General features: G+C 64.5%; 24 protein-coding genes and 1 pseudogene. 14 read left to right on the forward strand and 11 right to left on the reverse strand.

Annotated features, from left to right (window positions below):
- From NUU27_RS14655 to NUU27_RS14665, 3 genes and pseudogenes are all read left to right on the forward strand, one after another.
- Positions 1 to 220 (forward strand): annotated as a pseudogene (locus tag NUU27_RS14655) (MFS transporter); the annotation flags it as partial.
- Between the two features lie 132 nt (positions 221 to 352).
- The gene (locus NUU27_RS14660) at positions 353 to 985 is read left to right on the forward strand and encodes a LysE family translocator (RefSeq protein WP_257762866.1); all 633 of its coding nucleotides are present in this window, start codon (positions 353 to 355) and stop codon (positions 983 to 985) included.
- A 23-nt stretch (positions 986 to 1,008) separates the two neighbouring features.
- Positions 1,009 to 1,563, forward strand: coding sequence for an isochorismatase family protein (locus tag NUU27_RS14665; protein ID WP_257762867.1), 555 nt, complete (start codon positions 1,009 to 1,011; stop codon positions 1,561 to 1,563).
- Positions 1,564 to 1,730: 167 nt separating this feature from the next.
- On the opposite strand, the gene NUU27_RS14670 is transcribed toward NUU27_RS14665, so the two are convergent.
- Together NUU27_RS14670 and NUU27_RS14675 are read right to left on the reverse strand one after the other, a co-directional pair.
- On the reverse strand, positions 1,731 to 2,063 hold the full coding sequence (locus NUU27_RS14670; RefSeq protein WP_257762868.1) for a hypothetical protein: 333 nt from the start codon (positions 2,061 to 2,063) through the stop codon (positions 1,731 to 1,733).
- Positions 2,064 to 2,310: 247 nt separating this feature from the next.
- Complete coding sequence (locus NUU27_RS14675) at positions 2,311 to 3,438, reverse strand: hypothetical protein (RefSeq protein WP_257762869.1); 1,128 nt, start codon at positions 3,436 to 3,438, stop codon at positions 2,311 to 2,313.
- Between the two features lie 232 nt (positions 3,439 to 3,670).
- Between NUU27_RS14675 and NUU27_RS14680 the strand changes: the two genes are divergently transcribed.
- The 7 genes from NUU27_RS14680 to NUU27_RS14710 all read left to right on the forward strand — a co-directional run bounded on the left by NUU27_RS14680 (position 3,671) and on the right by NUU27_RS14710 (position 10,162).
- Positions 3,671 to 4,438, forward strand: a complete 768-nt coding sequence (locus tag NUU27_RS14680) for a hypothetical protein (protein ID WP_257762871.1) — start codon at positions 3,671 to 3,673, stop codon at positions 4,436 to 4,438.
- Positions 4,439 to 4,478: 40 nt separating this feature from the next.
- Complete coding sequence (locus NUU27_RS14685) at positions 4,479 to 5,540, forward strand: hypothetical protein (protein WP_257762872.1); 1,062 nt, start codon at positions 4,479 to 4,481, stop codon at positions 5,538 to 5,540.
- A 307-nt stretch (positions 5,541 to 5,847) separates the two neighbouring features.
- Positions 5,848 to 6,540 carry a TetR/AcrR family transcriptional regulator gene (locus NUU27_RS14690; RefSeq protein ID WP_257762873.1) on the forward strand — a complete coding sequence of 231 codons (693 nt, stop codon included), beginning with the start codon at positions 5,848 to 5,850 and terminating at the stop codon, positions 6,538 to 6,540.
- Positions 6,522 to 7,685 (forward strand): isovaleryl-CoA dehydrogenase, encoded by a 1,164-nt coding sequence (locus tag NUU27_RS14695; protein WP_257762874.1) that lies wholly within the window; start codon positions 6,522 to 6,524, stop codon positions 7,683 to 7,685. The genes NUU27_RS14690 and NUU27_RS14695 overlap by 19 nt, the downstream gene beginning before the upstream one ends.
- Positions 7,686 to 7,732: 47 nt before the next feature.
- Positions 7,733 to 8,167, forward strand: a complete 435-nt coding sequence (locus NUU27_RS14700; protein ID WP_257762875.1) for an AbrB/MazE/SpoVT family DNA-binding domain-containing protein — start codon at positions 7,733 to 7,735, stop codon at positions 8,165 to 8,167.
- Complete coding sequence (locus NUU27_RS14705; protein ID WP_257762876.1) at positions 8,164 to 8,547, forward strand: type II toxin-antitoxin system VapC family toxin; 384 nt, start codon at positions 8,164 to 8,166, stop codon at positions 8,545 to 8,547. Before NUU27_RS14700 ends, NUU27_RS14705 begins: the two co-directional genes overlap by 4 nt.
- Positions 8,548 to 8,554: 7 nt before the next feature.
- Positions 8,555 to 10,162, forward strand: coding sequence for a carboxyl transferase domain-containing protein (locus NUU27_RS14710; protein WP_257762877.1), 1,608 nt, complete (start codon positions 8,555 to 8,557; stop codon positions 10,160 to 10,162).
- Positions 10,163 to 10,182: 20 nt separating this feature from the next.
- On the opposite strand, the gene NUU27_RS14715 is transcribed toward NUU27_RS14710, so the two are convergent.
- From NUU27_RS14715 to NUU27_RS14735, 5 genes are all read right to left on the reverse strand, one after another.
- Entirely contained in the window at positions 10,183 to 10,512 is a 330-nt protein-coding gene (locus NUU27_RS14715; RefSeq protein ID WP_257762878.1) for a helix-turn-helix transcriptional regulator, read from the reverse strand.
- Between the two features lie 11 nt (positions 10,513 to 10,523).
- Entirely contained in the window at positions 10,524 to 10,778 is a 255-nt protein-coding gene (locus NUU27_RS14720) for a type II toxin-antitoxin system RelE/ParE family toxin (RefSeq protein WP_308219970.1), read from the reverse strand.
- A 66-nt stretch (positions 10,779 to 10,844) separates the two neighbouring features.
- On the reverse strand, positions 10,845 to 11,396 hold the full coding sequence (locus NUU27_RS14725) for a DUF922 domain-containing Zn-dependent protease (protein ID WP_374566980.1): 552 nt from the start codon (positions 11,394 to 11,396) through the stop codon (positions 10,845 to 10,847).
- 213 nt (positions 11,397 to 11,609) lie between these two features.
- On the reverse strand, positions 11,610 to 12,386 hold the full coding sequence (locus tag NUU27_RS14730; RefSeq protein WP_257762880.1) for an MBL fold metallo-hydrolase: 777 nt from the start codon (positions 12,384 to 12,386) through the stop codon (positions 11,610 to 11,612).
- Positions 12,387 to 12,520: 134 nt separating this feature from the next.
- The gene (locus NUU27_RS14735) at positions 12,521 to 16,384 is read right to left on the reverse strand and encodes a TonB-dependent receptor (RefSeq protein WP_257762881.1); all 3,864 of its coding nucleotides are present in this window, start codon (positions 16,382 to 16,384) and stop codon (positions 12,521 to 12,523) included.
- Between the two features lie 629 nt (positions 16,385 to 17,013).
- Between NUU27_RS14735 and NUU27_RS14740 the strand changes: the two genes are divergently transcribed.
- Entirely contained in the window at positions 17,014 to 18,969 is a 1,956-nt protein-coding gene (locus tag NUU27_RS14740) for an acetyl/propionyl/methylcrotonyl-CoA carboxylase subunit alpha (protein WP_257762882.1), read from the forward strand.
- 42 nt (positions 18,970 to 19,011) lie between these two features.
- Here NUU27_RS14740 and NUU27_RS14745 read toward each other — a convergent pair whose 3' ends face one another.
- The 4 genes from NUU27_RS14745 to NUU27_RS14760 all read right to left on the reverse strand — a co-directional run bounded on the left by NUU27_RS14745 (position 19,012) and on the right by NUU27_RS14760 (position 22,415).
- The gene (locus NUU27_RS14745; protein ID WP_257762883.1) at positions 19,012 to 19,275 is read right to left on the reverse strand and encodes a sel1 repeat family protein; all 264 of its coding nucleotides are present in this window, start codon (positions 19,273 to 19,275) and stop codon (positions 19,012 to 19,014) included.
- A gap of 281 nt (positions 19,276 to 19,556) precedes the next feature.
- The gene (locus tag NUU27_RS14750) at positions 19,557 to 20,393 is read right to left on the reverse strand and encodes an ABC transporter ATP-binding protein (protein WP_257762884.1); all 837 of its coding nucleotides are present in this window, start codon (positions 20,391 to 20,393) and stop codon (positions 19,557 to 19,559) included.
- Positions 20,386 to 21,426: an iron ABC transporter permease gene (locus NUU27_RS14755; protein ID WP_257762885.1), complete on the reverse strand. Its 1,041-nt coding sequence runs from the start codon at positions 21,424 to 21,426 to the stop codon at positions 20,386 to 20,388. Before NUU27_RS14755 ends, NUU27_RS14750 begins: the two co-directional genes overlap by 8 nt.
- Entirely contained in the window at positions 21,423 to 22,415 is a 993-nt protein-coding gene (locus tag NUU27_RS14760) for an iron ABC transporter permease (RefSeq protein WP_257762886.1), read from the reverse strand. Before NUU27_RS14760 ends, NUU27_RS14755 begins: the two co-directional genes overlap by 4 nt.
- A gap of 128 nt (positions 22,416 to 22,543) precedes the next feature.
- Between NUU27_RS14760 and NUU27_RS14765 the strand changes: the two genes are divergently transcribed.
- The 3 genes from NUU27_RS14765 to NUU27_RS14775 all read left to right on the forward strand — a co-directional run bounded on the left by NUU27_RS14765 (position 22,544) and on the right by NUU27_RS14775 (position 24,944).
- The gene (locus NUU27_RS14765; RefSeq protein ID WP_257762887.1) at positions 22,544 to 23,443 is read left to right on the forward strand and encodes an ABC transporter substrate-binding protein; all 900 of its coding nucleotides are present in this window, start codon (positions 22,544 to 22,546) and stop codon (positions 23,441 to 23,443) included.
- 95 nt (positions 23,444 to 23,538) lie between these two features.
- Positions 23,539 to 24,468 (forward strand): ABC transporter substrate-binding protein, encoded by a 930-nt coding sequence (locus tag NUU27_RS14770; RefSeq protein ID WP_257762888.1) that lies wholly within the window; start codon positions 23,539 to 23,541, stop codon positions 24,466 to 24,468.
- Positions 24,469 to 24,593: 125 nt separating this feature from the next.
- Positions 24,594 to 24,944 carry a DUF2147 domain-containing protein gene (locus NUU27_RS14775; protein ID WP_257762889.1) on the forward strand — a complete coding sequence of 117 codons (351 nt, stop codon included), beginning with the start codon at positions 24,594 to 24,596 and terminating at the stop codon, positions 24,942 to 24,944.
- Positions 24,945 to 25,023 lie beyond the last annotated feature (79 nt).

A 25,023-nucleotide genomic window follows, 5' to 3' on the forward strand; every position in this document is an offset into this window, starting at 1 on the left:
GGCGAGCACGGCGCTGCTCGCCGCCCGCGCCGGCGCCGAGGGCGGGTTCGTTCTGTCGGTGTCGGAAAGCGCCAACAACCTTGCCCTGCTCGCGCTCCTGTCGCTTGCCTCGCCGGCCCTCGGGCAGGCCGGCGGCGCCGCAGCCTTCCTCGTGCTCGGCGCCGGGCTCGCCACCGGCGCCCTTCTCCTCCTTGCCGACCGCATGGCGGACAAGGCCTGACACGCACGGATGCACCCATCAGCCGGGCGACTGGTCCAAGAGAATCCGCGCCCGCAGCGCCGATGGCCCTTGCCGCCCGGTGCAGCCGCGCTACCATGGCCGCCTGTTCCCGCGTCAACGAAAGAGGAAGCCATGGGATCCGCAGTCGTCCTCGCCAGCGTCTTCGCCATTTTCATCCCGGCCCTGATGCTGCCCGGCCCGGATTTCATCGCCGTGGTGCGCTCATCCATGACGCGCGGCACGGCGGCCGGCCTCATGACGACGCTCGGCGTCTCCACCTGCCTCGGCCTCTATGCGACGCTCAGCATGGCCGGCCTGTCGGCGGTGCTGATGGAGTACCAGTGGCTCGCCGTGGCCGTGCGCGTCGCCGGCGGCTGCTATCTGATCTATCTCGGCCTCAGGCTCGTCCTCGCGCGTCCCGCCCCGGTGTCACTCGAGGCGGCGGACCGGCCGCAGCACGGCAACCCGCTCTTGTTCGGCTTCCTCGTCACCTCGACCAATCCGAAGGCGATCGTGCTCTTCACCAGCGTCTTCGCCACGGCCGTCACCGACAGCACGCCGTTGTGGCTGATGGCGCTGATGGTCGGCCTGGTCTTCGCCACGTCGCTTCTCTGGTACACGATCGTCAGCCTGTTCATGTCGTCGGCGCCGGTGATCCGCCGCTTCCGCAATGCGCAGCACTGGATCGAGCGGGCGGCGGGCGTCTGCTTCGTCGCCATCGGCGGGCGTATCCTGGCCGACGCGCGCAACCCCGTCACCCCCTGACCCGGCCAGCGGAGGCAAGCCCGATGCAACTCGACGACGCCGTCCTCCTGCCGGTGGATTATCAGCAGGCTTTCGACCGGGCGCCCTGGCCGCGCCGCTGGAACGCCGACCTCGACCGCAACGGCCGGGCGCTGCTCGCCGCCTGGCGGGCGGCCGGGCGGCCCATCGTTCATGTGCGGCACGATTCGGTGGAGCCCGGCTCGACACTGCGGCCGGGCGAGCCGGGAAACGCGCTGCGCCCCGGCTTCGAGCCGCTCGCCGGCGAGCAGATCGTCGCAAAGAGCGTCAATTCCGCCTTCATCGGCACCGATCTCGACCTGCGCCTGCGCCGTCTCCGCGCGAAAAAGGTCGTGGTGTGCGGCATCTCCACCGACATGTGCGTGTCGACCACGATCCGCACCGGCGCCAATATGGGCTGGCCGATGGTGCTGGTGGCCGATGCCTGCGACTGCTTCGACCTGCCCGACGGCAAGGGTGGCACCGTGCCTGCCGAGACGGTTCAGGCCGCCCATGTCGCCACCCTCGGCTTCGAGTTCTGCACCGTCACGACCACGCAGGCGCTGATCGCGGCGCTGTGAGGGAACATCGGCGGCCGGGCGGTGTTTCCCCTCAAGGCGGAGCCGCCCGTGTCAACCGGGCACGACGGCAAGGAGTACAGGGATGGTTTTCCCGGTTTCCCACCCTGGCATCAGCGCATCGGCAGACGCGCTTCTGTCCCGTCCGGGCGGTTCCGCCGCCCGCCTCGTCAGTGCGAGGGAAACAGCGTGATCAGCGCCACGGCGACGATCGCCAGCGCCAGCCCGGCGCCCTGCGCCGCCGAAACCTTCTCGCCGAACACCACCAACGCCACCATGTTGATGGCGATGAGTTGGATGATGGCCGACAGGCTGATCGCCACCGCCATGCCGACGTCGCGGATCAGCCGCAGCATGATCAGGTTGCCGAGCGTGTAGAGGATCAGGGTCAGGGCCAGCCAGCGCCAGTTGGGCTGCAGGAGCACCCATGTCTTGGCGGCGCTGGCGGCGCCCACGAAAGTGGCCGTCGAAACGGACAGGAGGAGCAGCGAAAACGCACTCATTCGATGGTCTCGGAAAGGGATGTCTGCCCGCCAGCATGACCACAGGCCGCACCGTTTGTCATTCGCCATTCGCATGCGGCGCCGCTTTTCCAGATGTTCCGCACGGATCGCAACAGATGGGACAGTGATGGCGCATGATCAACCTCCATTTGAAGCGCCAGATGCACCCATGGTCGTCCGGCAGCGGCGGGACTAGCGAGTTTTTGGAAAGGGCGCGAACGGACACGGATGGGCAAAGCCCTGCGAACTAACGCGGGCCGCCTTCAATGTTCAGCAGAAGCCGGACCAGCTCTGCTTGCCGGTGGGTACCCGTCTTCTCGAACACTTTCTGCAATTGCGTGCGCGCCGTGGACAAGGACACGGCCAATTCGTCGGCAACGGATTGCAGGCCGTCGCCACGGGTGATGCGCGCGGCAACAGCCGTTTCCGCTGCGGTAAGGCCGTAAAGCTGCCGGAGCACGGATGGTCGCGGATCGGGTTGGCGTTCGGGATCGATGATCAGCAACAGCACGCTTGCGTTCGCGTCCGCCGAACCGTTCTGCTTTTCGCCCAGGGGCAGGACATGGAGCACCAATGGCTGCCGGCCCGACGGGCGGCTGATCGTCAGACAACCACCTGAGCGAACACCGCCACTTCCTCCGCTTGCCAGACCCAGCAGGCGCTGCAGGATGGCGTTTTCCCTGGCCGACTGAGGTTGAACCTGTTGTGCGCGAAATAAGATTCCGTCGCGTCGATCGAATATCCCGATCGCGGCAGAGCTGGCGAACAGGACGCGGCCATCGCGCGCCATCAAGACAACACCATGCGGCACGTGTTCAAGCGCTTCGAGTATCCTGTCGCGAGCTTCGCCGAGCTGTGTTAGCTGCGCTTGTACCCGAACGGTTCGCTGCAGATGCGGCACAAGGAATCGCATCAAGCGAAGCCGCTCCGGAGTTGCGAAAGCCGCCGGTCGACGCGGTGCGGCAAAACATACCCAAGCGGCGCCGCCGCGATCTCGCGTGAGGCGCGCAAAGATACCGTCGCTGATATGATTGGGTATCGCCCAATCAGCCTGGAACTCCGCCTGCAGGTGTTCCGGGCGCGTAAAGACTTCCTGGGCGGCAATGACCATGCCTGCCGGAGCCTCCTGGATCGCGGCCGCAACCGGGTCCAATCGTCCATAATAGTCATTGTAGCTGCTGATGGCGGCTGGATCCATGCCCACCGATTTGGTCTTGATCTCGCTCGATCCCGGCTCGGCAACCAACAGTGCTCCCATTCGAGCGCCGAATTCCTCTGCAAGCTGCTCCAGCGTCGGCTCCCAGCAGGAGGCATCGAGCGCTGTTTCGTAGATGCGCAGAACCAGTTCCGAATACTTCTCGACAGAGATCGCCATCGCTCCCTCCCGGCTTACACCGATTTGCGAAGCACGATTGCCAATCGCGTCACTGATCTGTGGTCGAGCCGGCGCCAACAGCACCATCGGCATCATATATTCATATGATGACACGCAAGCGAAAGATGCTCAAAGTATTTTTGAATAGGCAATCTGAAGCAAATATCCATCATCAAGTGCATTCGACGTCAAATTCTCTTTATCAATCTCAAAAAATCAAGAGGACATGGTCATGCCTGAGGCACTGGGAAATACAGATGTCGGAGCCATCATGAAATGGAATCCGAGTTTTATCAAAACCGTTAGTCAAGCTTTGGGAAAGAAACTGACGTTCAAAGACATCACAAAAACCGACGTCCAGGAAGCGATGAAGCAGCACAAATCGGTGATCGAAGCGATTCAGAGATCCCCTTTTGGCGCAATTGTCCTGGGCTGGGCTCATGAGAAGAAATCCGATCGCGTCGGAGTCTCGGGCATCAGCGAAAAGGGCCATGGTGTCTATGGCGAAAGCAAGTCCGCATTCGCCGGCTTCTTCGAAGGCAACGTCCATATCAGCGGCAAGATCGACTGCGCAGACTGTTGTGCGGCCGGGGCGGATTGCGCAGAGAATTTCGAGGTAACAGCGTCGGAAGCAATCGACCCGGGCACCGTCATGGTGTTCGGAGAGGACGGGCGCCTCCACCCTTGCGCGGAGGCATATGACGGAAGGGCCGCAGGCGTGATCTCCGGCGCCGGCGAATACAAACCAGGACTGTTGCTCGATAGCGGCAGACGCGGCGGGAACAGCCTGCCTCTTGCTCTTGCCGGAAAGGTCTACTGCAAAGTCGACGCCGATGTCGCGGCGATCCAGGTAGGCGATCTGCTGACAACCGCACCGACCGCCGGCCACGCTATGAAAGTTGAAAAGCGGGAACAAGCGCTTGGGGCGATCATCGGCAAGGCGTTGCAACCGCTTGGCCAAGGCAAGGGTCTCATCCCCATCCTGGTCGCCCTCCAATGAACTGCAGGCGATAGCGCCGGAACGATGCGAGGAAACCGTGATGATCTCCCTTAACGAGTTGACCAAGAAAGTCCAATTGCCTCCATCGCTGAAGCTGTTGCAGGACAAATTCGCTGTCTCGTCGTTGCGTGAAGCCCATGCGGCATATCTGAAAAACCACGCCGCGGAGGCTGTTGAGGACTACCACCGCCGCACCGGCGGGGTTTTCGGTGAACTGGGCGCTCCGGTCGGGGAGCTGATTGCCAGGCCGGGCGGCGGATTTATCCAGCACTTCCAGCTCGGGGACATCACCGCTGACAGGTCGGATCCCGGCGATGACCCGGACACATTCTTCGTTCTGCGGGCGACCAAAAGGCTCGGTGCGGAAATACTCCTGCAAGGCGTGCATTGCTTCGGAACGGAGGATCCAACCAGAGATGAAGTCTACGCGATAATTTCAATATACAACATCAATCCCAATGGTCTCGGCGAAGACAGCCTGGTTGATACCTGGAGATCGGAGGTCATTGAAAATGTGAAGAAGGATCAGACAATCCTCCAGTCACGCGCACTTCCGTCGAAAAATGCACTTGCATTTCCAGGATCTGGACTGAGGATACATGTCGTCCTCATGGACCACGAATACGGCAAGCCGGAGGAGCTGAAGAACAAAATTCACGAGGTCCTGGAAGCGGGGGCCCGGCAGGCGTCGTCGGCGCTGGCAGGGCAGCCGTTGGGGGGCTTCTCGGGAGCTGCTCAAGATTTCATCGATTTCGATATCGGTGGCTTCAAGCCCTTCAAGGCCTTTTTGGGATGGGCTTCGGATGCTCTCGCCGATTTGTTCGGCGACAATCTTATCGGCGAGCACGACTTCATCATACCTGCGGAAGTGTTTCAGGACTGGACTTCGGAGGAGATTGAAACAGATGAGGGGGAAATACGATATCCGCGATTGGATAAGTCCTTTAAAGAGGGAGCCCGTCCGCCCAACTCACAGCTCCAGATCAATTGGCCGAAGGCAAATAACGAGCCCCTCTTCAACGAAGGTGGCGCAACCTACAAGGTCTATTTCCAGATCATCCCGACCGAGTTGAAGAGACCTCTAGTGCCAAATTTGGAATAAAGCCAAAAGGACAGATCGGCGGCATCCAGAAAGGTCCCGGATCGCGAATTGCACAGCCGACTCCGGATGCGAGCGTCAGCCTTTCGACGCTCGCTTCTCCTATCCAGCTGCCGGGCAGAACGGAGCGCCCGCACCGCAAGCCTGTCCGAGGATCGCGTCTTTCCCTTCTCGTCTTCTCCTCGTCCCTCACGCCCTCCTCCACCTCACCATCTCCTTTCCGTCCCCGCTTCCGCCCCATCAAGCCGCTCTCCTCATCCCTTGAATTAATTGAACGTTCGTTTTATTAATTCCCATCAGGGAGGCTTTCATGGCGCGCACCACGGGTTCGGACGGGGAGAAGACGCAGGCGGCGATCCGCGAGGCGGCGGTGGGGCTCATTGCGCGGCTCGGCTTCGAGGCCATGTCCATGCGGCAGCTCGCCGCCGAGGTCGGCGTGCAGCCGGCCGCCCTCTACCGCTACTTCCCGACCAAGGAAGAACTCCTCTTTTCGCTGATGCACGCCCATATGGACGGCCTCATCGCTTCCTGGGGGGAAGCCCGGCCCGCCGAAGGCTCCGCTCAAGCGAGCCCGGCGGGCCAACTCGCCGCCTTCGTGGAAAACCACATCCGCTTCCACCTGGCGCGCCGCCATGCCACCCATGTCAGCAACCTCGAACTGCGCAGCCTGTCGGACGAGCGGCTCGGCCACATCCTGCGGATGCGCGCCGAATATGAAGGCGCGCTGCGCGCCATCCTGCAGGCCGGCACTTCGCGCGGCGACTTCCAGGTGGAGGACGTGGCGCTGACGGCCATGGCGATCATCCAGATGATCACCGGCGTCATCGTCTGGTTCCGTCCCGAACAGCGCCTTTCCGAAGACGAGGTGGCCGCTACCTATCACACCATGACCATGCGCCTCGTCGGCTGCGCAGACACCGTGGACCGCCAGGCGCTCCGCGGGCCGCACGCCGGCGGCCAGGGCGATAGAACGGGAGGAGACCCATGTATTCCGGATCGATGAATTTCGGCCTCGGCGAGGACATCGAGGCGCTGCGCGCCATGACGCACCGCTTCGCGCAGGAGAAGATCGCCCCGCTCGCCGCCGAGATCGACGCGAGCAACACGTTTCCGGCCCATCTGTGGCGGGAGATGGGGGCGCTCGGCCTGCTCGGCATGACGGTCGATCCCGAGCATGGCGGGTCGGGTCTCGGCTATCTGGCGCATGTGGTGGCGATGGAGGAGATCAGCCGAGCCTCCGCCTCGGTCGGCCTCTCCTACGGCGCCCATTCGAACCTGTGCGTCAACCAGATCCGCCGCTGGGGCAGCACGGCGCAGAAGGAAAAATACCTGCCGGCGCTGTGCTCGGGCGAAACGGTCGGCGCGCTCGCCATGTCGGAGACCGGAGCGGGATCCGACGTGGTGTCGATGAAGCTGCGCGCCGAAAAGCGCAACGACCGCTACGTGCTCAACGGCGCCAAGATGTGGATCACCAACGGGCCGGATGCCGGCACGCTGGTGGTCTATGCCAGGACGGAGCCCGACGCCGGCCCGCGCGGCATCACCGCTTTCATCATCGAGAGCGCGATGAAAGGCTTTTCCGTGGCGCAGAAGCTCGACAAGCTCGGCATGCGCGGCTCCAACACGGGCGAACTGGTGTTCGAGGACGTGGAGGTGCCCTTCGACAACGTGCTCGGCGAGGAGGGCAAGGGTGTCAACGTGCTGATGTCGGGCCTCGACTACGAGCGCGTGGTGCTGGCCGCCGGCCCCATCGGCATCATGGCCGCCTGCCTCGACGTGGCACTGCCCTATGTCGGCGAGCGCCGGCAGTTCGGCCAGCCGGTCGGCGCCTTCCAGCTGGTCCAGGGCAAGCTTGCCGACATGTACACGACGATGAATGCCTGCCGCGCCTATGTCTATGCCGTGGCGGCAGCCTGCGACCGCGGCGAGACGACGCGCAAGGACGCCGCCGGCTGCATCCTCTATGCGGCCGAGAAGGCCACGCAGGTGGCGCTCGACGCGATCCAGCTCCTCGGCGGCAACGGCTATGTCAACGAGTTCCCGACCGGGCGCCTGCTGCGCGATGCAAAGCTCTACGAGATCGGCGCCGGCACGAGCGAGATCCGCCGCTGGCTGATCGGCCGCGAGATGATGGGGGAGAATGCTTAAAATGGCGTAGCCATCCTCCAGTGACGTAAGCGGCGTTATTTGCCATTATGCAAAAAAATGGTATTTTGTTTAATGGCAACCAGGAGACGAGCATGCCCAGGTCAAGAGGTTTCGCCGAGGAACCGCAGACTTTCGAGAGCCGTGTGGATGCGTTGCGGTCTGTCCCTCACACACGCTTGAAGATCGACAGCGCCGGCCGCATCGTCGTTCCGGCAGAGATGCGTGCCGCCATGATGGTGAAACCTGGCGATACGGTCACGGCTGAAGTCGTCGAAGGAGAATTCCGCATCGTGTCTCCGGACGTTGCGCTCAAGCGCGTGCAGGCGGTCGCTCGGGAATGGCGGAAACGGAATCCCGGCGTCGATGTGGTCGAAGAACTCATTGCGGAGCGTCGCGAGGAAGCGCGCCGGGAAGACGAGCGGTATGATCGCCTCGAGCGCGAGGCTGCGGAGACGGAACGAAAGGGGACGCATCGCACGTGACCCGATTTGTCCTTGATGCCTCGGCTTTGCTTGCCGTCATTCGTGACGAGCGCGGTGCCGATTTCGTGGCCGATCGCATGGTCGGGATGTTGATGTCGACCGTCAACGCCAGCGAGGCCATCATGCGAAGCGTCGAGAAGGGATTTCCGTTCGAAACCGTACGATCCCTGATCATATACCGGCAGATCGACCTGGTTCCTTTCGACTGGGACATGGCCCTCGCCGCCGCCAGGCTCCGCCCAGACACGAAGCGGCAAGGCCTTTCCTTCGCAGACCGCGCCTGCCTTGCCCTGGCGATCCGCGAGAACGCAACCGCGCTGACCGCCGACCGTACCTGGGCCGAGCTCGACCTCGGCTGTAAAATCGAACTCATCCGCTGAGAGACCCATGACCGTCATCCAATCGCAGCTCAACGCCAGCTCCGAAACCTTCAAGGCCAATGATGCGCGCATGCGGGATCTCGTCGCGGAGATGGCCGACAAGGCCGCCCACATCGCCCGCGGCGGGCCGGACGAGGCGCGCGAGCGGCACGTCAAGCGCGGCAAGCTGCTGCCGCGCGAGCGGCTGGCGCAGCTCCTCGATGTCGGCGCGCCCTTCCTGGAGATCGGCCAGTTCGCGGCCCACGGCATGTATGGCGGCGACATCGCCTCGGCCGGCATGATCGCCGGCGTCGGCCGCATCGAGGGGCGCGAATGCGTCGTCGTGGTCAACGACGCCACCGTCAAGGGCGGCACCTATTACCCGCTGACGGTGAAGAAGCATCTGCGCGCCCAGGAGATCGCGCTGGAGAACAACCTGCCTTGCGTCTATCTGGTCGATTCGGGCGGCGCCAACCTGCCCAACCAGGACGAGGTCTTTCCCGACCGCGAGCACTTCGGCCGCATCTTCTACAACCAGGCCAACATGTCGGCCCGGGGCATCCCGCAGATCGCCTGCGTCATGGGCTCGTGCACGGCGGGCGGCGCCTATGTGCCGGCGATGAGCGACGAGACCATCATGGTCAAGGGCCAGGCCACCATCTTTCTCGGCGGCCCGCCGCTGGTGAAGGCCGCCACCGGCGAGGTGGTGACGGCGGAAGAACTCGGCGGCGCCGAGGTGCACACGCGCGAATCCGGCGTCGCCGACCATTATGCGCAGAATGACGACCATGCGCTCGCCATCGTCCGCCGCATCGTCAGGAATCTCAATCGACGGAAGGCGGTGTCGCTCGACCTGCGCAAACCCGTTCCGCCCGCCTACGATCCGGCCGAGATCTACGGCATCATCCCTTCCGACACGCGCCAGCCCTACGACGTGCGCGAGGTCATCGCGCGCATCGTCGACGGCTCCGACTTCGACGAGTTCAAGGCCAATTACGGCACCACGCTGGTGACGGGCTTCGCCCATCTCTACGGCATTCCGGTCGGCATCATCGCCAACAATGGCGTGCTGTTTTCGGAAAGCGCGCTCAAGGGCGCCCATTTCATCGAGCTGTGCTGCCAGCGCAAGATTCCGCTGGTCTTCCTGCAGAACATCACCGGCTTCATGGTCGGCCGCAAATACGAGGCCGGCGGCATCGCCCGCGACGGCGCCAAGCTGGTGACCGCCGTCGCCACGGCGCAGGTCCCCAAGATCACGGCGATCATCGGCGGCTCCTTCGGCGCCGGCAATTACGGCATGTGCGGCCGCGCCTATTCGCCCCGCTTCCTTTGGATGTGGCCGAACGCGCGCATCTCCGTCATGGGCGGCGAGCAGGCGGCGACCGTCCTGTCCATCGTCAAGCGTGAAGGCATCGAGCGGCGCGGCGGCTCCTGGAGCGCAGAAGAGGAAGCCGAATTCCGCCGCCCGATCCTGGAAAAATACGAGCGCGAGGGCCACCCGCTCTACTCTTCGGCAAGGCTGTGGGACGACGGCATCATCGACCCGGCAAAGACCCGCGAGGCGCTGGCGCTATCGCTGGGCGCGGCGCTCAACGCGCCGATCGGCGAGACGAAGTTCGGCGTGTTCAGGATGTGAGGGCGCGTTGGCAGAAGGCTTCAAACCAAATCATCAATAGCCACGCCAAGCGCCTTGGCCAGCTTCCGTAGCGTCTGCACCGACCCCGTCTTGCGGCCCGCCTCGATATCGGCGATCTGCACCCTGTTCACACTCGCGCGTTCGGCAAGCTGCACCTGCGTCAGCCCCCGCAGGTCGCGAAACACCCGCAACGGGCTTTCTCCGTCGACCATGCGCCGAACGCTGTCCGCCGGAATGGCCGCGCCTGGATCGCGCCTCGCCCGATCATAGGCTTCGATGTCGGCCAGATCCTCTGCCGCCTCAAGCAGCTTCAAATACTCCTCGCGGGTGATCGTCACCATCTCGCCCATGCCGGTCTCCATCAATCGTAAACGCCGCCGCGTGGCCCGATATGCAGCACGTCCAGAACCTCGCCATCATGCATGATGACCCGCCAATCGCCAACGCGCAGCCTTATGCCGTCACGTCCCCTCAGGGCTTTTACATTGTTGGCCTGAGAGGCCGGATTGGCGGCATAGGCTTCAATCTTGCCCATGATCCGCCTTGCGGTGTTGGTCAGCATCCGCCTAAGCGCTTTCGCCGCAGCGCTTCTGTAAACAACCTGCCTCATGTCCATATGTAGCTTAAAGCTACATATGTCGTCAATCACTACACATCGTTGCCGTTCATCCGTTTGCCGCCCTCACCCACCGTTGACCAGCGCCAGCACCAGCCTGTGCACGTTGCCGCCTTCGCTCATCTCCTCGCGGTCGAAGTCGCGGCTTCTGCGGCGCTGCTCCTCGACGATGGCCGGCAGTTCCGCCTGCAGCTTGCGGCGCACCTTCCGGCAGTCCGGATCGTCGTCGGCCGAAAGGCCGATCGAGACCGCTTCGATCTTCTTCACCATGTCGGTGATGACCTCGCCATGCACCTTTTCATGGGCGCTCACGCCGGCGATGAAGCGGTCCCACAGCCGCTGCGTGGCCGGCGGCAGCGCCCCTTGCGGCTTCGGCAACCGGTAGATGATGATCAGCTTCGGCTTTGCCGAAACGAGCGTGCAGCCGCCGGCCCGTGGCCGGTAGTCGCGCTGCCAGGTCAGCTTGAAATCCGTGTAGGCGATGGCCCGGCCGGACCCGACCTTCGGCCCGTGCTCGCCGATTGAGCGATAAAGATCGATGCCGGTGCTGCCGGACACGGCGTAGGTCTCGACCTTCTCGATCGCCTTCCAGTCGCCCCCTGCCGCCCCGCTTGCCATGGCGCAAAGCACCAGTGCAGTGATCGCCAAAACCTTCATCCGCCGCCCCGTCATCCTGAACGCGACCGATCGATAGAAGAAACCCCGACCCCTGGCAATCGGCGGTCGAGACTCCGAACTCGGGGCAACACGGCGCCGATCACCCCCACTCCATCTTGCTTCGCAAGCCGCCTCTCCCCCTGCCCGGGAGAAAGGAAGGATAAGGGGCATCGTTCAAGCGTACCAGGGGCCCTGCACCACCTGCGTTTGTGCGCCGGCCTCGGCCACCTTGGCGGCAAAGGCTTGCGGATCCTGGCCCCGATAGTGATAGGGATAGACGAAGGTCGGTGCGAACTCGGCGACGGCGGAACTCGCCTGGTCGATGTCCATCGTGTAGGGCAGGTTCATCGGCACGAAGGCGATGTGGATGTCCTTCAAGGCGCGCATTTCGGGAATGTCTTCCGTATCGCCCGCAATGTAGACGCGCCGTCCGTCGACCGACAGGACATAGCCGTTGTCGCGCCCCTTGGGATGATATTGCAGCCGATCCTCGGTGGTGTTGTAGGCTGGAACGGCCTCGATCCCCAGCGCGCCGACGGTGGTGCTCTCGCCATTGCCGATCGCCGCGGCCTTCGCCTTGAGGTCGTCGGGCAGCATGTCGAAGACGGCGGGGTTTACGATCAGCCGGGTCGCCTCGCCGGCAAGCGCGGCAAGCGTATCCGCATCGTAATGATCGCCGTGCTCATGCGTGATCAGGATCAGGTCGGGGGCCGGATGCCCTTCGAAGGCCGCCGCCCCGCCGACAGGATCGACGTAGATCACCTGGCCTGGAACGGTCATCACGAACGAGGCGTGGGCAACGGGATGGATGACGATCTCGCCGTTGTCCGTCTCGTAGCGGTCTCCCGCCTTGTCCTCGGCCCGTCCGGCAAACGGCATCAATGTCGCTGCACCGATACCAGCCAGACCGGAAAGACCAAGCTGCAAGCTGTCACGCCGTGTAAAGGTCATGCCGGATCTCCTCAAACAGTGTGGGCACTATTGAAAACACAAATGCCCGGTATGGGAAACCTCAAGGAAACGCCGATCCGCAAGAGACAGGCGGAACGGCCGGCATCCTTCCCCAGGGATGCCGGCCCGCCATGTCAGAATTTGCCGACCACGTTCAGGAAGGGGCCGCGATCGTCCAGCGTCAGGTCGCGCAAATCGTCGGAGAAACGCCCGAAATTATACCCGGCGCCGATCTTGAAGTTGTTGCCGACATGCCGGTAGACGGCGGTCAGCAGACCGTAATCCGTCGACTTGATGTCCGGCAGGTAGAACGCCCTGCCCTCCAGCAGCGCATCCCAGTTCTTCACGATGTGCAGGTCCGTGCGCACGATGCCGAGATGGGCGGTGGATTCCTCCCAGGCCCCGAAGGCGCCACCGGCGGTCCGCTGGCGGATCTCGCCCATGCGCATGGCATATTTGCCGCCCAGTGACAGCCACGGCAGGAGGTCGTAGGTCAGGTCCGCGGACATGATGTGGCTGCGCTGCAGCGGCCCGTTCGTTCCCCGCGACAAGCTGCTGATCTGGTCGTTGCCGGGCAGGTCGTAGAGGTAGGTGTAGCGGAAAAGGGCGTTGAGCAGATCGTTGTCGACCGGCCTGTAGGCATAGCCGAGGGAAGCCTCGATGTAATCGCCATCATAATAGGCGCCGGCATCCGCATCCGAGATGACTGCATCCACATTGCCCAGTATGCGGCCACTCTCGTCGTGCTTCCACGCCACGCCGGCGCTCATCAGGTAGGTGTTCCTGTTGCGGCTGCCGTCGTCCGAACGTTCGAACCGCGCCTCGCCGCGCACGCGGGTGCTGAGGCCGAGTTCGTCCTCCTTGAAGCCGACGCTGAGCGATCCGGCGTAGCGCTCGAAATCGGAATACTCCTTGCCGGTCGCGGCGTTGATGCGCCGGTCCTCCACGTCACCGGCCTCGAAGCCCGCATCGACCGTCCACAAGGGGTCCGGCGTGTAGATCACGCCGTAGGTCTGCGCGAGTGCCACACGACGACCGAAGAGATCGTAATTCGTCTCCGAATAGGCCGAGGTGGCATCGCTGATGCGCTTCTTGACGCCGGCGACGATGGCGCCGCGGTCGACGCCGACGAGGTCGTAGCCGTAGGTGCCGTTGCTCGCCCGGTCGGGGTCGAGGCGATAGCCGAGATAGTAATGGTCCTCGGCCGTCGGGTCGTAGCTGACGCTGGCAAGACCGCCGAGGCCGGCCGGTCCCCAGGACACCTCACCCTGGGCACCGATCTTCTCGGTCAGGCGGATCTCGGCGCCGACGCCGTAGCGATCATTCTCCTTGACGCTGCCCTTCTTGTCGACCGTTGCCTGGGCAAAGCCGTAATAGAGGGTGTTCTCATCCTCGCGATAATCGACCCGCACGCCGGCGTCGAGGCGCGTGCCGTCATATCCGGACTTGCCGGAGGCGATGGAGGATGGCGAGTGGAGCTTTGAATAGGCGACGCCGAAGGATGCCTTCCAATAGGCGTCATACTCCCAGCTCACCGTGACCTCGGTCTCGTTTCGGCGGGTTCCCCCCTCGTTCCTGTATCCGTCGTGGGACAGGCCGAGATCAATGTTGCTGGTCAGCGGAACATCGGCGTGAGCGCCCCAGATGCGCTCGGCGACGCTGATCTGGTCCGTAACCGTGGAGAAGCCGGCGTCCTTGCTTTCGTAGTAACCGCCAATCTTGCCGGGGATGCCGAGGCGGCTGAAGTCCTTCAGATCCACTTCGCCGCGCAAGGCCCAGGCGAGCGCGGTCTTGCCGGCGCGGCCCGCAGTCTGCGTGTCGGCTATGGTCAGGCCGCCATCCGTCGAGCTCGACAGGCCGAAGCCCGGGCCCTTGGTCTTGGCGAACTCGGCATCGAGAAAGGTCGTTTCGGAGCGGCGCAGCCGGATGTCGGCACCATAGGCCCTGTGGTCCGCCACGCCGGTCTGGTCCGACATGCCGGTGATGCCGATGCGCACCCTGTCCTTCAACCAGGCCTCGGCCCGCCCGCCGAACGCATAGTCGTCCACCTCATCCGCGCGCGCCTTGTATTCGTACTGGGCCACGATGTAGGCCGCGTAGCCGCCGAGCGCGCCGTCGCGCACCGGCCCCGGGTCTATCGTCGCCTGGGAGAGCGGCTTGTCGAGGATGACCACCCCCTGGAGATAGTCGATGGAATAATCCTCGCCATAGACCAGCGCCCGCCGCTCGATGACCCGGCCCGTCAGCCGATCGCGATACTCGACATGCAGCGTCTCGGATCCCTCGATCACCTTCTGCCGCTTCAGGAAATAGGCCGAGCCTCCCGTTCCGAGAAACTGGTCCCGTTGCGGCAGCGTCTCCGGCTGCGCGCCGAACGCGGTTGCCTGGAAGCGGGGCTCGCCGAACGAGGTGTTGCCGGGCGAGCGAAGCACCATATCACCGCCGTAGAGCCCGCGATCCATCTGCAGAAAGCGCGTCCCGGAGATCTTGGTCTTGTAGTTGCCCCACATCACGTGGCTGTCTCCACGTTCGAGGCGGACATAGAACTTGCCGTCGGTCGGCGCGTCCTCCACCGATTTCGAATCGTCGCCGTAGACGGGGTAGTATTTGTCGGGGTCGATCCGCCGCAGCAGCGCCTTCGGGTCGCGCCCGTCCAGATTCTTGAAGAGGCGCTTGATTTCGTCCTCGCCGGTGTCGGCCGCCGCCGTCAGCAGGAACCTGCCCTTGATCTTGCCGCGCAGGTAGAAGGCAAGCCGTCCGGTGTTCCAGACGCTGTCATATTCTCCGGCGCGCACCTCCTCTATGCCTGCGTCCCCCGTGCGCTTGCCGACGGTGAAATCGGCCAGTGCGACATAGAACCAGTCGTTGGTCGGGATGTTGATGTCGCGGCTGAAATAGAGCCCGCCGCCCTTCGAAGCGCCGTCCACCGCGATCTCCACCGCATGCTCGCCCGGCGGCAGGATGCGCTGCGTCACGAAGGCGCCGTTGGGATCCAGCGGCACCAGCTCGTCGAAGGCGACGATCTCGTATCCCTCCGGCACGTTACGGCCGTAGACGGTGACCGCGCCGCCATAGACGGGGATGTTGCGGAAGGCCGTCCGGTCTTCGGCGCGCCCGGGAGCCACGGCATCTCCCGAATCCCGCGTGATCTCGCCGCGTGTGGTGGCGATCGCCAGGGGCACGGTTTCGTCGAACCGGCCGCGCTCGTCATAGACCCTCAGAACGTAGCTGTATTGCCCGTCGCGCCGGGCCGGCGCCACCCAGTTCGCTTCGGAATTGACCCTGATCGGCACGATGGCCAGGGGCCTTTTCCCCGCCGCCGCGATGTCGTCGTAGATGCGGATTTCAGCCCGGCTGATGAACGCCGGATAGTTGGAGGTGGCGTAGAACCGCACGGGCTCGCCCGGCTGATACGAACGCCGCATCGGCACGGTGGAAACGTTGAGGAGCGGTTCCTGATCCAGACCGTCGAACTTGACCTGGATATCGACGGCGCTCAGATCGACATCCGTCTTGCGTTGCTTGTCGACGGGGCGCGAGGTGGGATCGACGCCAAAGACACCCTCGTTGAGAACGACACCGCTTTCGTCGACGACCTGTCCGTCAACGGAGATGACGAACGGGAACGATGGGACGTCTCCGAGCGGGGCGAGTTCGGTGTTCTCGCCAATGCGCAGACGACCGACAGTGCTGTTGTCCAGCATCTTGCCGCGCACGAGGGCGGGACATTCGGTGCCTGCGCACATGCCATCCATTTCGAGAAGCGGCGCGAGTTCGTCTCCTTTGTAGACGGGCTCTTCATCCCCCGCCTTGAAAACCGGCTCGCCGCCGAAGATCACGTCGCGCAACCGTGGAGGCTGGGGAATCACCATCGGAGGCTCCGGGATCGGCTCCAGTCCGCCTCTAAGATCGGCTGCGAGGCCGACGCCCGTATGGCTGGCGAGCACCATGGTCAGCGCGCTTGTCGCAACAAGAAGGCTAGTTTGTGAACGTTTCATCGTGACGTATCCAATATGTTTTTTGCTGGCGGTTTCGACGGATGGGCCCGTCATCTCGCCTCCACGGTCCATCCGATTTTCCGCAACGTTCTGGCGCGTTGGGTTGGCAAGCGAAGCTCAATGACTCGTCATGGCGGTGCGCTCGGGCAAAGGCGCGGAACAGGCCCCGCCGGACCATCGGGGGAACCCGCAACCAAGCGGTGCGTCCACCGGTCGAACCGAAAATCGGGGGCATTGCTCTGTCATTCGTGCACCGCCTGTTGCTGTGCCCCGCAGTCTGCGGGCGCAGTTCGCTCAACGCCGTGGGCACGCGCACTCAAGAAAAACCGGCCGCCCGGGATCATTCGTCCGGTCGGTGATGCGGCTACAACAGATAAGCGGAAGCCGGAGAGGCAAGCAGTCTCGGAGGGGTATCGTTACGGTAACACCGAAACAGAGGACACATAACAATTTGTTTTTTCTATATAAATTTCAAAGCGACCCGAAAACGGGAAACCCTCCAAGCGCGCGAAGCCGACCTTCGTTCCAAAACGCGGTGCGAGCCACGCGGCCCTTATCGACGCCTGACATTGCGGCGCAAAACCGGTTATATGACTGCCACTGGCACACGGTCCTGGAGGAGATTGCGCATGTTCCGAAAAATCCTGATCGCCAATCGCGGTGAAATCGCCATCCGCGTGATGCGGACGGCCCGCCGAATGGGGATCGCGACCGTCGCCGTCTATTCGGACGCCGACCGGAATGCGCAGCACGTGCGGATGGCGGATCAGGCGGTGCGCATCGGCGCGGCACCAGTGGGCGAAAGCTATCTGCTGGGCCAGCGGATCATCGCGGCGGCTCGCGAAACCGGAGCCGAGGCCATCCATCCGGGCTACGGGTTCCTGTCCGAGAACCCCGATTTCGTCGAGAAGGTGGAAGCTTCCGGTCTGGTCTTCATCGGCCCGTCCTCCAAGGCGATCCGGGCGATGGGGCTGAAGGACGCCGCAAAACGGCTGATGGAACGGGCCGGCGTCCCAGTCGTGCCGGGCTATCACGGGGACACCCAGGCGCTGGTGGCGCTGGCCGCCAAGGCCAACGAGATCGGCTATCCCGTGCTGATCAAGGCGCGGGCCGGCGGCGGCGGCAAGGGCATGCGCCTGGTGGCGCACCCGGACGCCTTTCCGGACGCGCTGGCGGCCGCGCAGCGCGAGGCCAAGGCCGCTTTCGGCGACGAGCGCGTCCTCGTTGAAAAATACATCGAAACGCCCCGCCACATCGAGGTGCAGGTGTTCGGCGACAACCACGGCAATGCGGTACACCTGTTCGAGCGGGACTGCTCGGCGCAGCGGCGGCACCAGAAGGTGATCGAGGAGGCCCCCGCCCCCGGCATGGACGCAGCCACGCGGGAGGCCATGACCGAAGCGGCGGTGAAGGCAGCAAAGGCCATCTCCTACAGCGGGGCCGGCACGATCGAATTCATCGTCGACGCCTCGGAAGGGCTGCGACCCGACCGTTTCTGGTTCATGGAGATGAACACGCGGCTGCAGGTGGAGCATCCGGTAACGGAGATGATCACCGGCGTCGACCTGGTGGAGTGGCAATTGCGGGTGGCGGCCGGCGAGCCCCTGCCCCTGTCACAGGACGAGATCACCCTGTCCGGCCATGCGGTGGAAGCCCGGCTCTATGCCGAGGACGCCACGCGCGATTTCCTGCCGGCGACCGGCACGCTGCACCATCTCAGATTCCCCGAACATGTGGACGGGGCGCGCCTGCGTGTCGATGCGGGCGTGGCCGAGGGTGATGCCGTCTCCCCTTATTACGACCCGATGGTCGCCAAGGTGATCGTGCACGCGGCGACGCGCGGCGAGGCGCTGAGCGGCCTGGCGGCGGCGCTGGAGAGCACCGAGGTGGCGGGATCGACCGTCAATCTCGGCTTCCTGGCGCGCCTGGTGCGCGATGACGATTTTGCGGCGGGGCATCTCGAGACGGGCCTGATCGCCCGCAAGCAGGGCGCCTTGACGGCGCCTGCGCAGCCGGCGCCCCGTCATCTGGCCGCGGCGATCGCAGCAACGAGCGGCGTGCATCTGGCGCCGCCCGAGCCTGATCCGTTCTCCGCCATCGCCGGCTACGGGCATTTCGGAAGCCTCGCGCACCGGCGCGAACTGCAACGCGGCAACGAGAAACTCACCGCCTTCGTGACCGCCGCGCCGGAGGGCGGCCTGGCGATCCGGCTCGGCGAGGACGAGGCCACGGCGCCGATCATCGTCAGGCGCGACGAGGCCGCGCGCGTCGCATGCTGGCCGGGACATGTGACCGTGTTCGAAGGGGCCGACGGCCTCACCTTCCAGGTGCCCGATCCCCTGGAACTGGCCGGCGACATGGTGGGCGGCGACCGGCTCAGCGCACCGATGCCGGGTCTGGTCAAGCTCGTGCGCGCCGCGGCGAAGGACGCCGTCAAGAAGGGGCAGCCGCTCCTCGTGCTCGAAGCGATGAAGATGGAGCACACGATCACCGCGCCGCATGACGGCGTGATCGCCGAGATCGCCACGGAAGGCGCCCAGGTCAACGACGGGGCGATGCTGGTGCGTTTCGAAGAGATGGAGTGAGGCTGCCGCGCCCTGGCGCGCGGGGCCGCTCCGTCCCGCAGATCACTGCATCGTCATCCATTCGCGGGCATCGCGCAGCGCCTTGGCCAGATCGGCCTTCGACATGCTGCCGGCCAACTCGGCGCGCAATTCGGCGGCGCGCTCCGAGCCCTTGATGGCGGCGATGTTGAGCCATTTGTGCGCGGTCACCAGATCGATGTCGCAATCGCGGCCGGTCGCATACATCATTCCCAGTTGCAGCAGCACGTCGGCCTGGGTGGACGCCCCGGCTGTGCCGCCTGTCTCCTGAACCTCGTAACGTGCCATAATCCAGTATCCCTGTTTTTCTCCCGAGAGCTTTTGTGTCCCTGTATCCGGGCTGCTCTTCGATGGTTCGGAGAATGGCGGGCGGGCCTGAAATCGCCGTTAAATCTTGTGCTTAATTGGAGGAAAACAAAGTTCAAATTTTCAGTAAATGCTTGAATTCATTAAGCATCGAAACCCGCAGAGATGCGGGGTTCGCAGCTTTTGGGCGGCAAATCCGGTTAAGGCGCGGCGTAAGATTTGGCTAACCACGCGAACCACTTGATGGTGGGTTCCTTGGCGCCTCAAGGCTCGACCAATCGTTCGCGCCGGCCAGGACAGGCTGCGAGCGGAATGCAATAGGGCCGATCGGCCGCCTCCTCGCGCCGCACCAGGCATTCGATGCCGAACACTTCCTCGATCAGTTCCCGGCGGAACACCTCCTCCACCGGCCCGCACCCGGCGACCTTCCCGCCCTGAAAGAAGACGATGTCGTCGGCAAAGCGGGCCGCCAGGTTGAGATCGTGCAGCACCACGATCACGGTCTTGCCTTCCTGCGCACCGAGGCGGCGAACGAGCGACAGGACCTCCAGGGCATGCGCGATGTCGAGGTGATTGGTCGGCTCGTCGAGCAGGACGACGGGAGCGGCCTGGGCCAGGACCATGGCGATCCAGACCCGCTGCAGCTGGCCGCCCGACAGGGTGCCGATGGCGCGGTCGCCGAGGTCCGAAAGGTTTGTGCTGTCGAGCGCGGCGGCAACGGCCGCCCGGTCGGCGCGCGCATCCGACGAAAAGCCCGTGCGGTGCGCATAGCGCCCCAGCGACACCAGATGATGCACCGTCATCTCGTCGGGAGCGGCGGGGTTCTGCGTCAGCATCGCGATCTCGCGCGCCAGCGCCTTGGCGGAAAACTCCGCCACCGACCGGCCCTTCAGGAGGACGTTGCCGGCCTGCGCGGGCAAAAGCGCACGCATGGCCCGCAACGCCGTCGATTTGCCGCAGCCATTGGGCCCGCACAGGGCCGTCAGCCGGCCCGTGCGCACGGAAAGATCGAGCGCCTCGAAAACGAGCCTGTTCGCGTAGCCCAGCGCGACGTCTCGCAGCTCGATCTCGGGGCGTTTCGTTCGATCGTCTTCAAGCATGGACACGTCCCGCGCGGAGCAGAATGAACAGGAAGTATGGTGCGCCGATGACCGCCGTGACCGCGCCGGCCGGCACCTCCAGCGGCGCAAAGGCGATCCGCACGGCAAGATCGGCCGCCACCAGCATGGCGCTTCCCAGAAGAAGCGCTCCGACGGCCTGCGGCAAGGCACGGCCGCCGATGACGAGCCGCGCGGCATGCGGCGCCACCAGACCGACGAAGCCGACGGCGCCGGCGAAGGAAACGGCCGCCGCCGTCAGACAGGTGGCGAGCGCGAACAGCACGAGCTGCGTCGCCCGCACCGGCAGGCCGGTGGCGGCGGCGCTCTGCTCGTCGAGCTGCAGCTGGTCCATGCGGCGCATCACGAGAAAGGCCAGCGGCACCAGAACGGCAAGGGCGGCGGCCAGCGTCGACACGTCGCTCCAGCGCGCCTCATGCACCGAGCCGGCCAGCCAGGTCGCCGCCTGGCTCGCCCGATGCACCGGCCCGTCGATCATGAACAGCGTGACACCGGCCTTGGCGAGCGCGCCGAGCGCCACGCCGTAGAGAATGATGCGCAGCGGCGGGGCGCCCGTGCGGACCGCCAGCAGAACCACGGCAGCGGCAAAGAGCAAAGCGCCGGAGGCAGCCGCCAGCGGCTGCCACAGAATGCTGACGGTGAGCGCGTTCGATTCATTGCTGAACAGGAACAGGAAGATCATTACGCCGAGGGCGCCACCGTCGACGATGCCCAGCACCGAGGGCGCGGCGAGAACGTTGCGGGTGGCGCGCTGCAGGATGAAGCCGGCCAGCGCCAGCGCACCACCGCACAGAACAGCCATCAGCAAGCGCGGCATGCGCAGAGACCAGACGATGATGCCGTCGCTGCGCGCGCCCTCGCCGGCAAGCGCCAGCAGGACCCGATCGAGCGACATGCGCGAGCTGCCAAGCCCTATGCCGAGCAGCGCCAGGGCGACGAGGAGGAGCACCAGAAGCACGAGCCTGCCGGCCCGCGACAGGCGGGGCGGTGTGCCCGTCACGGACGCGGCCGTCATGCGGCGGCCCCCAGGCGCTTGCGCTGCAGCAGATAGAGCAGGGTCGGCACCCCGACTGCGGCGAGCAGCACGCCAACCGGCGCTTCGGAGGGATGGATGACGAAGCGGGCAGCGATGTCGGCCGCCAGGGCAAGCGCGCTGCCCGTCAGAATCGACAGCGGAACCAGCGCGCCATGGGCCTGCGCACCGCCGAGCCGCGCCAGATGGGGCGCGGCGAGGCCGATGAAGGCCACGGGGCCGGCAACGGAGACGCTGATGCCGGCAAGCAGCGCCGCCGCCACCAGCACGACAAACCGCACCTTCAACACGGGAACGCCGAGGGACTGCGCCGTGAGGTCGTCCGCAAGGAGCGCGTCGAGCATCGGCGCCATGCGCCAGACGGCCAGCGCGATCAAAAGGCTTGCCGGGGCGGCGAGCAGCAGAAGCCGCATGTCGCGATCGGCGAAACCACCGGACAACCAGAACAGCAGTTCCTCCATGGTGCGCTCGTCGGCGACGATGACGATCTGGATGCCGGAAGACAGGAGCGCGGCGATGGTGACGCCGGCCAGAAGCAGATGCGAGGGCGACGCCATGCCGCCCGCCGAAAGGGCAAGGCCGAAGACCAGCGCCGCGCATAAGAGCGCCCCAATACAAGCGGCCAGTGCGATCACCGACAGCGACTGGACGCCGGCGAACACGACCAGCAGGACGACGGCGAAGCCGGCCCCGGCATTGATGCCGAGCAGGCCCGGCTCGGCCAGCGGATTGCGCGTCGCCGTCTGCAGGAGAAGACCCGACAGGCCCAATGCGCCGCCGACCGTCAAGGCGATCAGCGTGCGCGGCACACGCAGCGTCGCGACGATCAAGGCCGTCTGGTCGTCGCCCCCCTCGGTCAGCGCGCGCCACACATCGCCCGTCGGCGTGAAGCGGACGCCGAGATGCAGGCTGGCGGCCGCCAGCAGCGCGATCAGGGCTAAAAGACCGAAACTCAAGGACAAACGCGGCATCGTGCTCTCTTTTCCGGTCCCGTGCTTTCCAGAAGTTGACCCTTGATGTCAACTTCAACTTGACAACCGGCGACAGCTTTTCGATTGGTCGGCCGATTTCGGGCGACCCGGCAACACAGGAGATCGAGATGCGTGTCCTATCCTTCGTTCTTGCAACCCTCATATCGGTGATGGCGCTCGGCGTGAAGGCGGCCGAGATCGAACATGCCATGGGCAAGACAACCGTTCCCGATGTACCGCAACGGGTGGTCGTGCTGACAAACGAGGGCACGGAGGCGCTTCTGTCGCTCGGCCTCAAGCCCGTGGGAGCGGCGAATTCGTGGACCGGCGATCCATGGTACCCGCACATTGCCGCGCAAATGGACGGGGTGGAGCCGGTGGGCAAGGAAAGCGCGGTCAATCTCGAACTGATCGCGGCGCTGCAGCCCGACCTGATCCTCGGCACGAAGCTGCGCCACGAGGCGATCTACGAGCAGCTTTCCGCCATCGCGCCGACCGTCATCTCCGAGCGGCTGCGCGGCGACTGGCGGGAGAACTTCAAGCTGTGGGCGAAAGCCGTCAACAGGGAAGAGGACGGCCGCAAGGTGCTGGCCGATTTCGATGCCCACGCCGCGAAGCTGGCGGATGCGCTGGGCGAGGCGAAGAAGGAGAAGGTCTCGATCATCCGGTTCATGCCCGGGCACATCCGCATCTATCAGAAAGACAGCTTTTCCGGTTTCATCTTCGACAAGATCGGGTTTGCCCGCCCCGCCAACCAGGATGTGGACGATTTCGTCCTCAAGGTCGGCAAGGAGAGCATTCCCGACATGGACGGCGACCGCCTGTTCTACTTCACCTACGAGCCCGGCGACGGCGAGGCGACAAAGCTTGCCGAAGAGGTGCTCGGCGACCCGCTTTGGGCGACCCTTGGCGCAATGAAGGCCGGCAAGGTGCACGCGGTCGACGACACGATCTGGAACACTGCCGGCGGCGTGCTCGCCGCAAATCTGATGCTCGACGACATCGCCCGCATCTACGGCGTCGAGTAAGTCCGGCTCCGGGCTCTCTGTATTTCAAGGAGAGCCCGTTCAGCGTTTTTCTTCGCCGCATCGGGCGGCATCCATTTTTTCAGCGAGCCATTTTGATGAAATCCTTTCCTTTTCCCGCGATCGTGGCGATTTTCCTCCTCGGCGCCGCCGGCGCCGGTCAGGCGCGAGACATCGAACACGCAATGGGTGTGACCCGCGTTCCCGAAGAACCGCGGCGCGTTGTGGTGCTGACGACGGAAGGAGCCGAGGCGCTTCTGGCCCTCGGCGTGACTCCCGCCGGAGCAGCCAACGGCCGTGCGGCCACCGGCAGAGGCGATCCCTGGTACCCGCATGTGGCGGGCTTGTTGCGGGAGAGCGAACCGCTCGGAGAGGAGCGCTCCATCAACCTCGAACAGGTGGCCTCCCTCGCCCCGGACATCATCCTCGGCAACAAGCAACGGCACGAAGCCCTCTACGAGCAGCTTTCGTCCATCGCACCGACGGTTTTCAGCGAAAGGCTGAGGGGCGACTGGCGTGTTAACCTGAAGCTCTATGCGAAAGCCCTCGGAAGGTCCGGCCAGGCCGAGGAGGCGCTGCGCCGGTTCGACGCCAGGGTGTCACGGCTGTCCGAGGCCCTCGGCGCCATGAAAAGCGAGACCCTGTCCGTCCTCCGCTTTATGCCGGGCCAGATCCGCATCTACCAGAAGGACAGCTTTTCCGGCTATCTGCTCGATCTGATCGGCATCGCCCGGCCACCCCTGCAACAGGCTGACGGCTTTGTCCTCCGCGTCGGCAAGGAGAGCATCCCCGACATGGACGGCGACCGCCTGGTGCATTTCACCTATGAGCCCGGCGACGGCGAAGCGACGGGCCTTGCCCGAACCGTCCTTGCCGATCCGCTGTGGCAGACGCTGGGTGCGGTGAAGGACGGCAAGGCGCATGCGGTCGACGACACGATCTGGAACACTGCCGGCGGCGTGCTCGCCGCCAATCTGATGCTCAACGACATCGCCCGCATCTACGGCGTCGATTTGGGGGATCGATAGCGCCGGCAGCCTGCGAGCGCCGGAGCGAGTCCGGCACGGTGGCAATTGCCGACCGCCTAAAATTGTTTTACGTTTACGTTTGCGTAATTTGTCGGGCACGACATGTTTTGGGAGGAACAGGTTAGATGATACGTGGAATGTTTCTGATCGCCGCATCCTCGGCCATGCTCTTGGCCGCAGGTCCGGCGATGGCCGACCCCATAGAGGGCAACTGGAAAACCGAAGCCGGCAGCACGGCGCAGATCGTCCCCTGCGGCGGCTCCTTCTGCATCACGTTGAAGACCGGTCAACACGCCGGCAAGAAGATCGGCACGTTCCAGGCCGCCGGCGGCGGCAAATACACCGGCAAGATCACCGATCCCAACAACGACAAGACCTATTCGGGCAAGGGAAGCATAACCGGCGACAGCCTCAAGATGGGCGGCTGCGTGCTGGGCGGGCTGATCTGCCGCAACCAGACCTGGTCGCGTCTTTAGAATTGTCTCGGCCGCACCTTGCGGTCGGATGCTTTCACCTGACCGCGAATACGCTGGCCGGCGGGAACGCAAACGTAGA

The organism is Nitratireductor sp. ZSWI3 (assembly GCF_024655565.1).
Lineage (GTDB): Bacteria > Pseudomonadota > Alphaproteobacteria > Rhizobiales > Rhizobiaceae > Nitratireductor.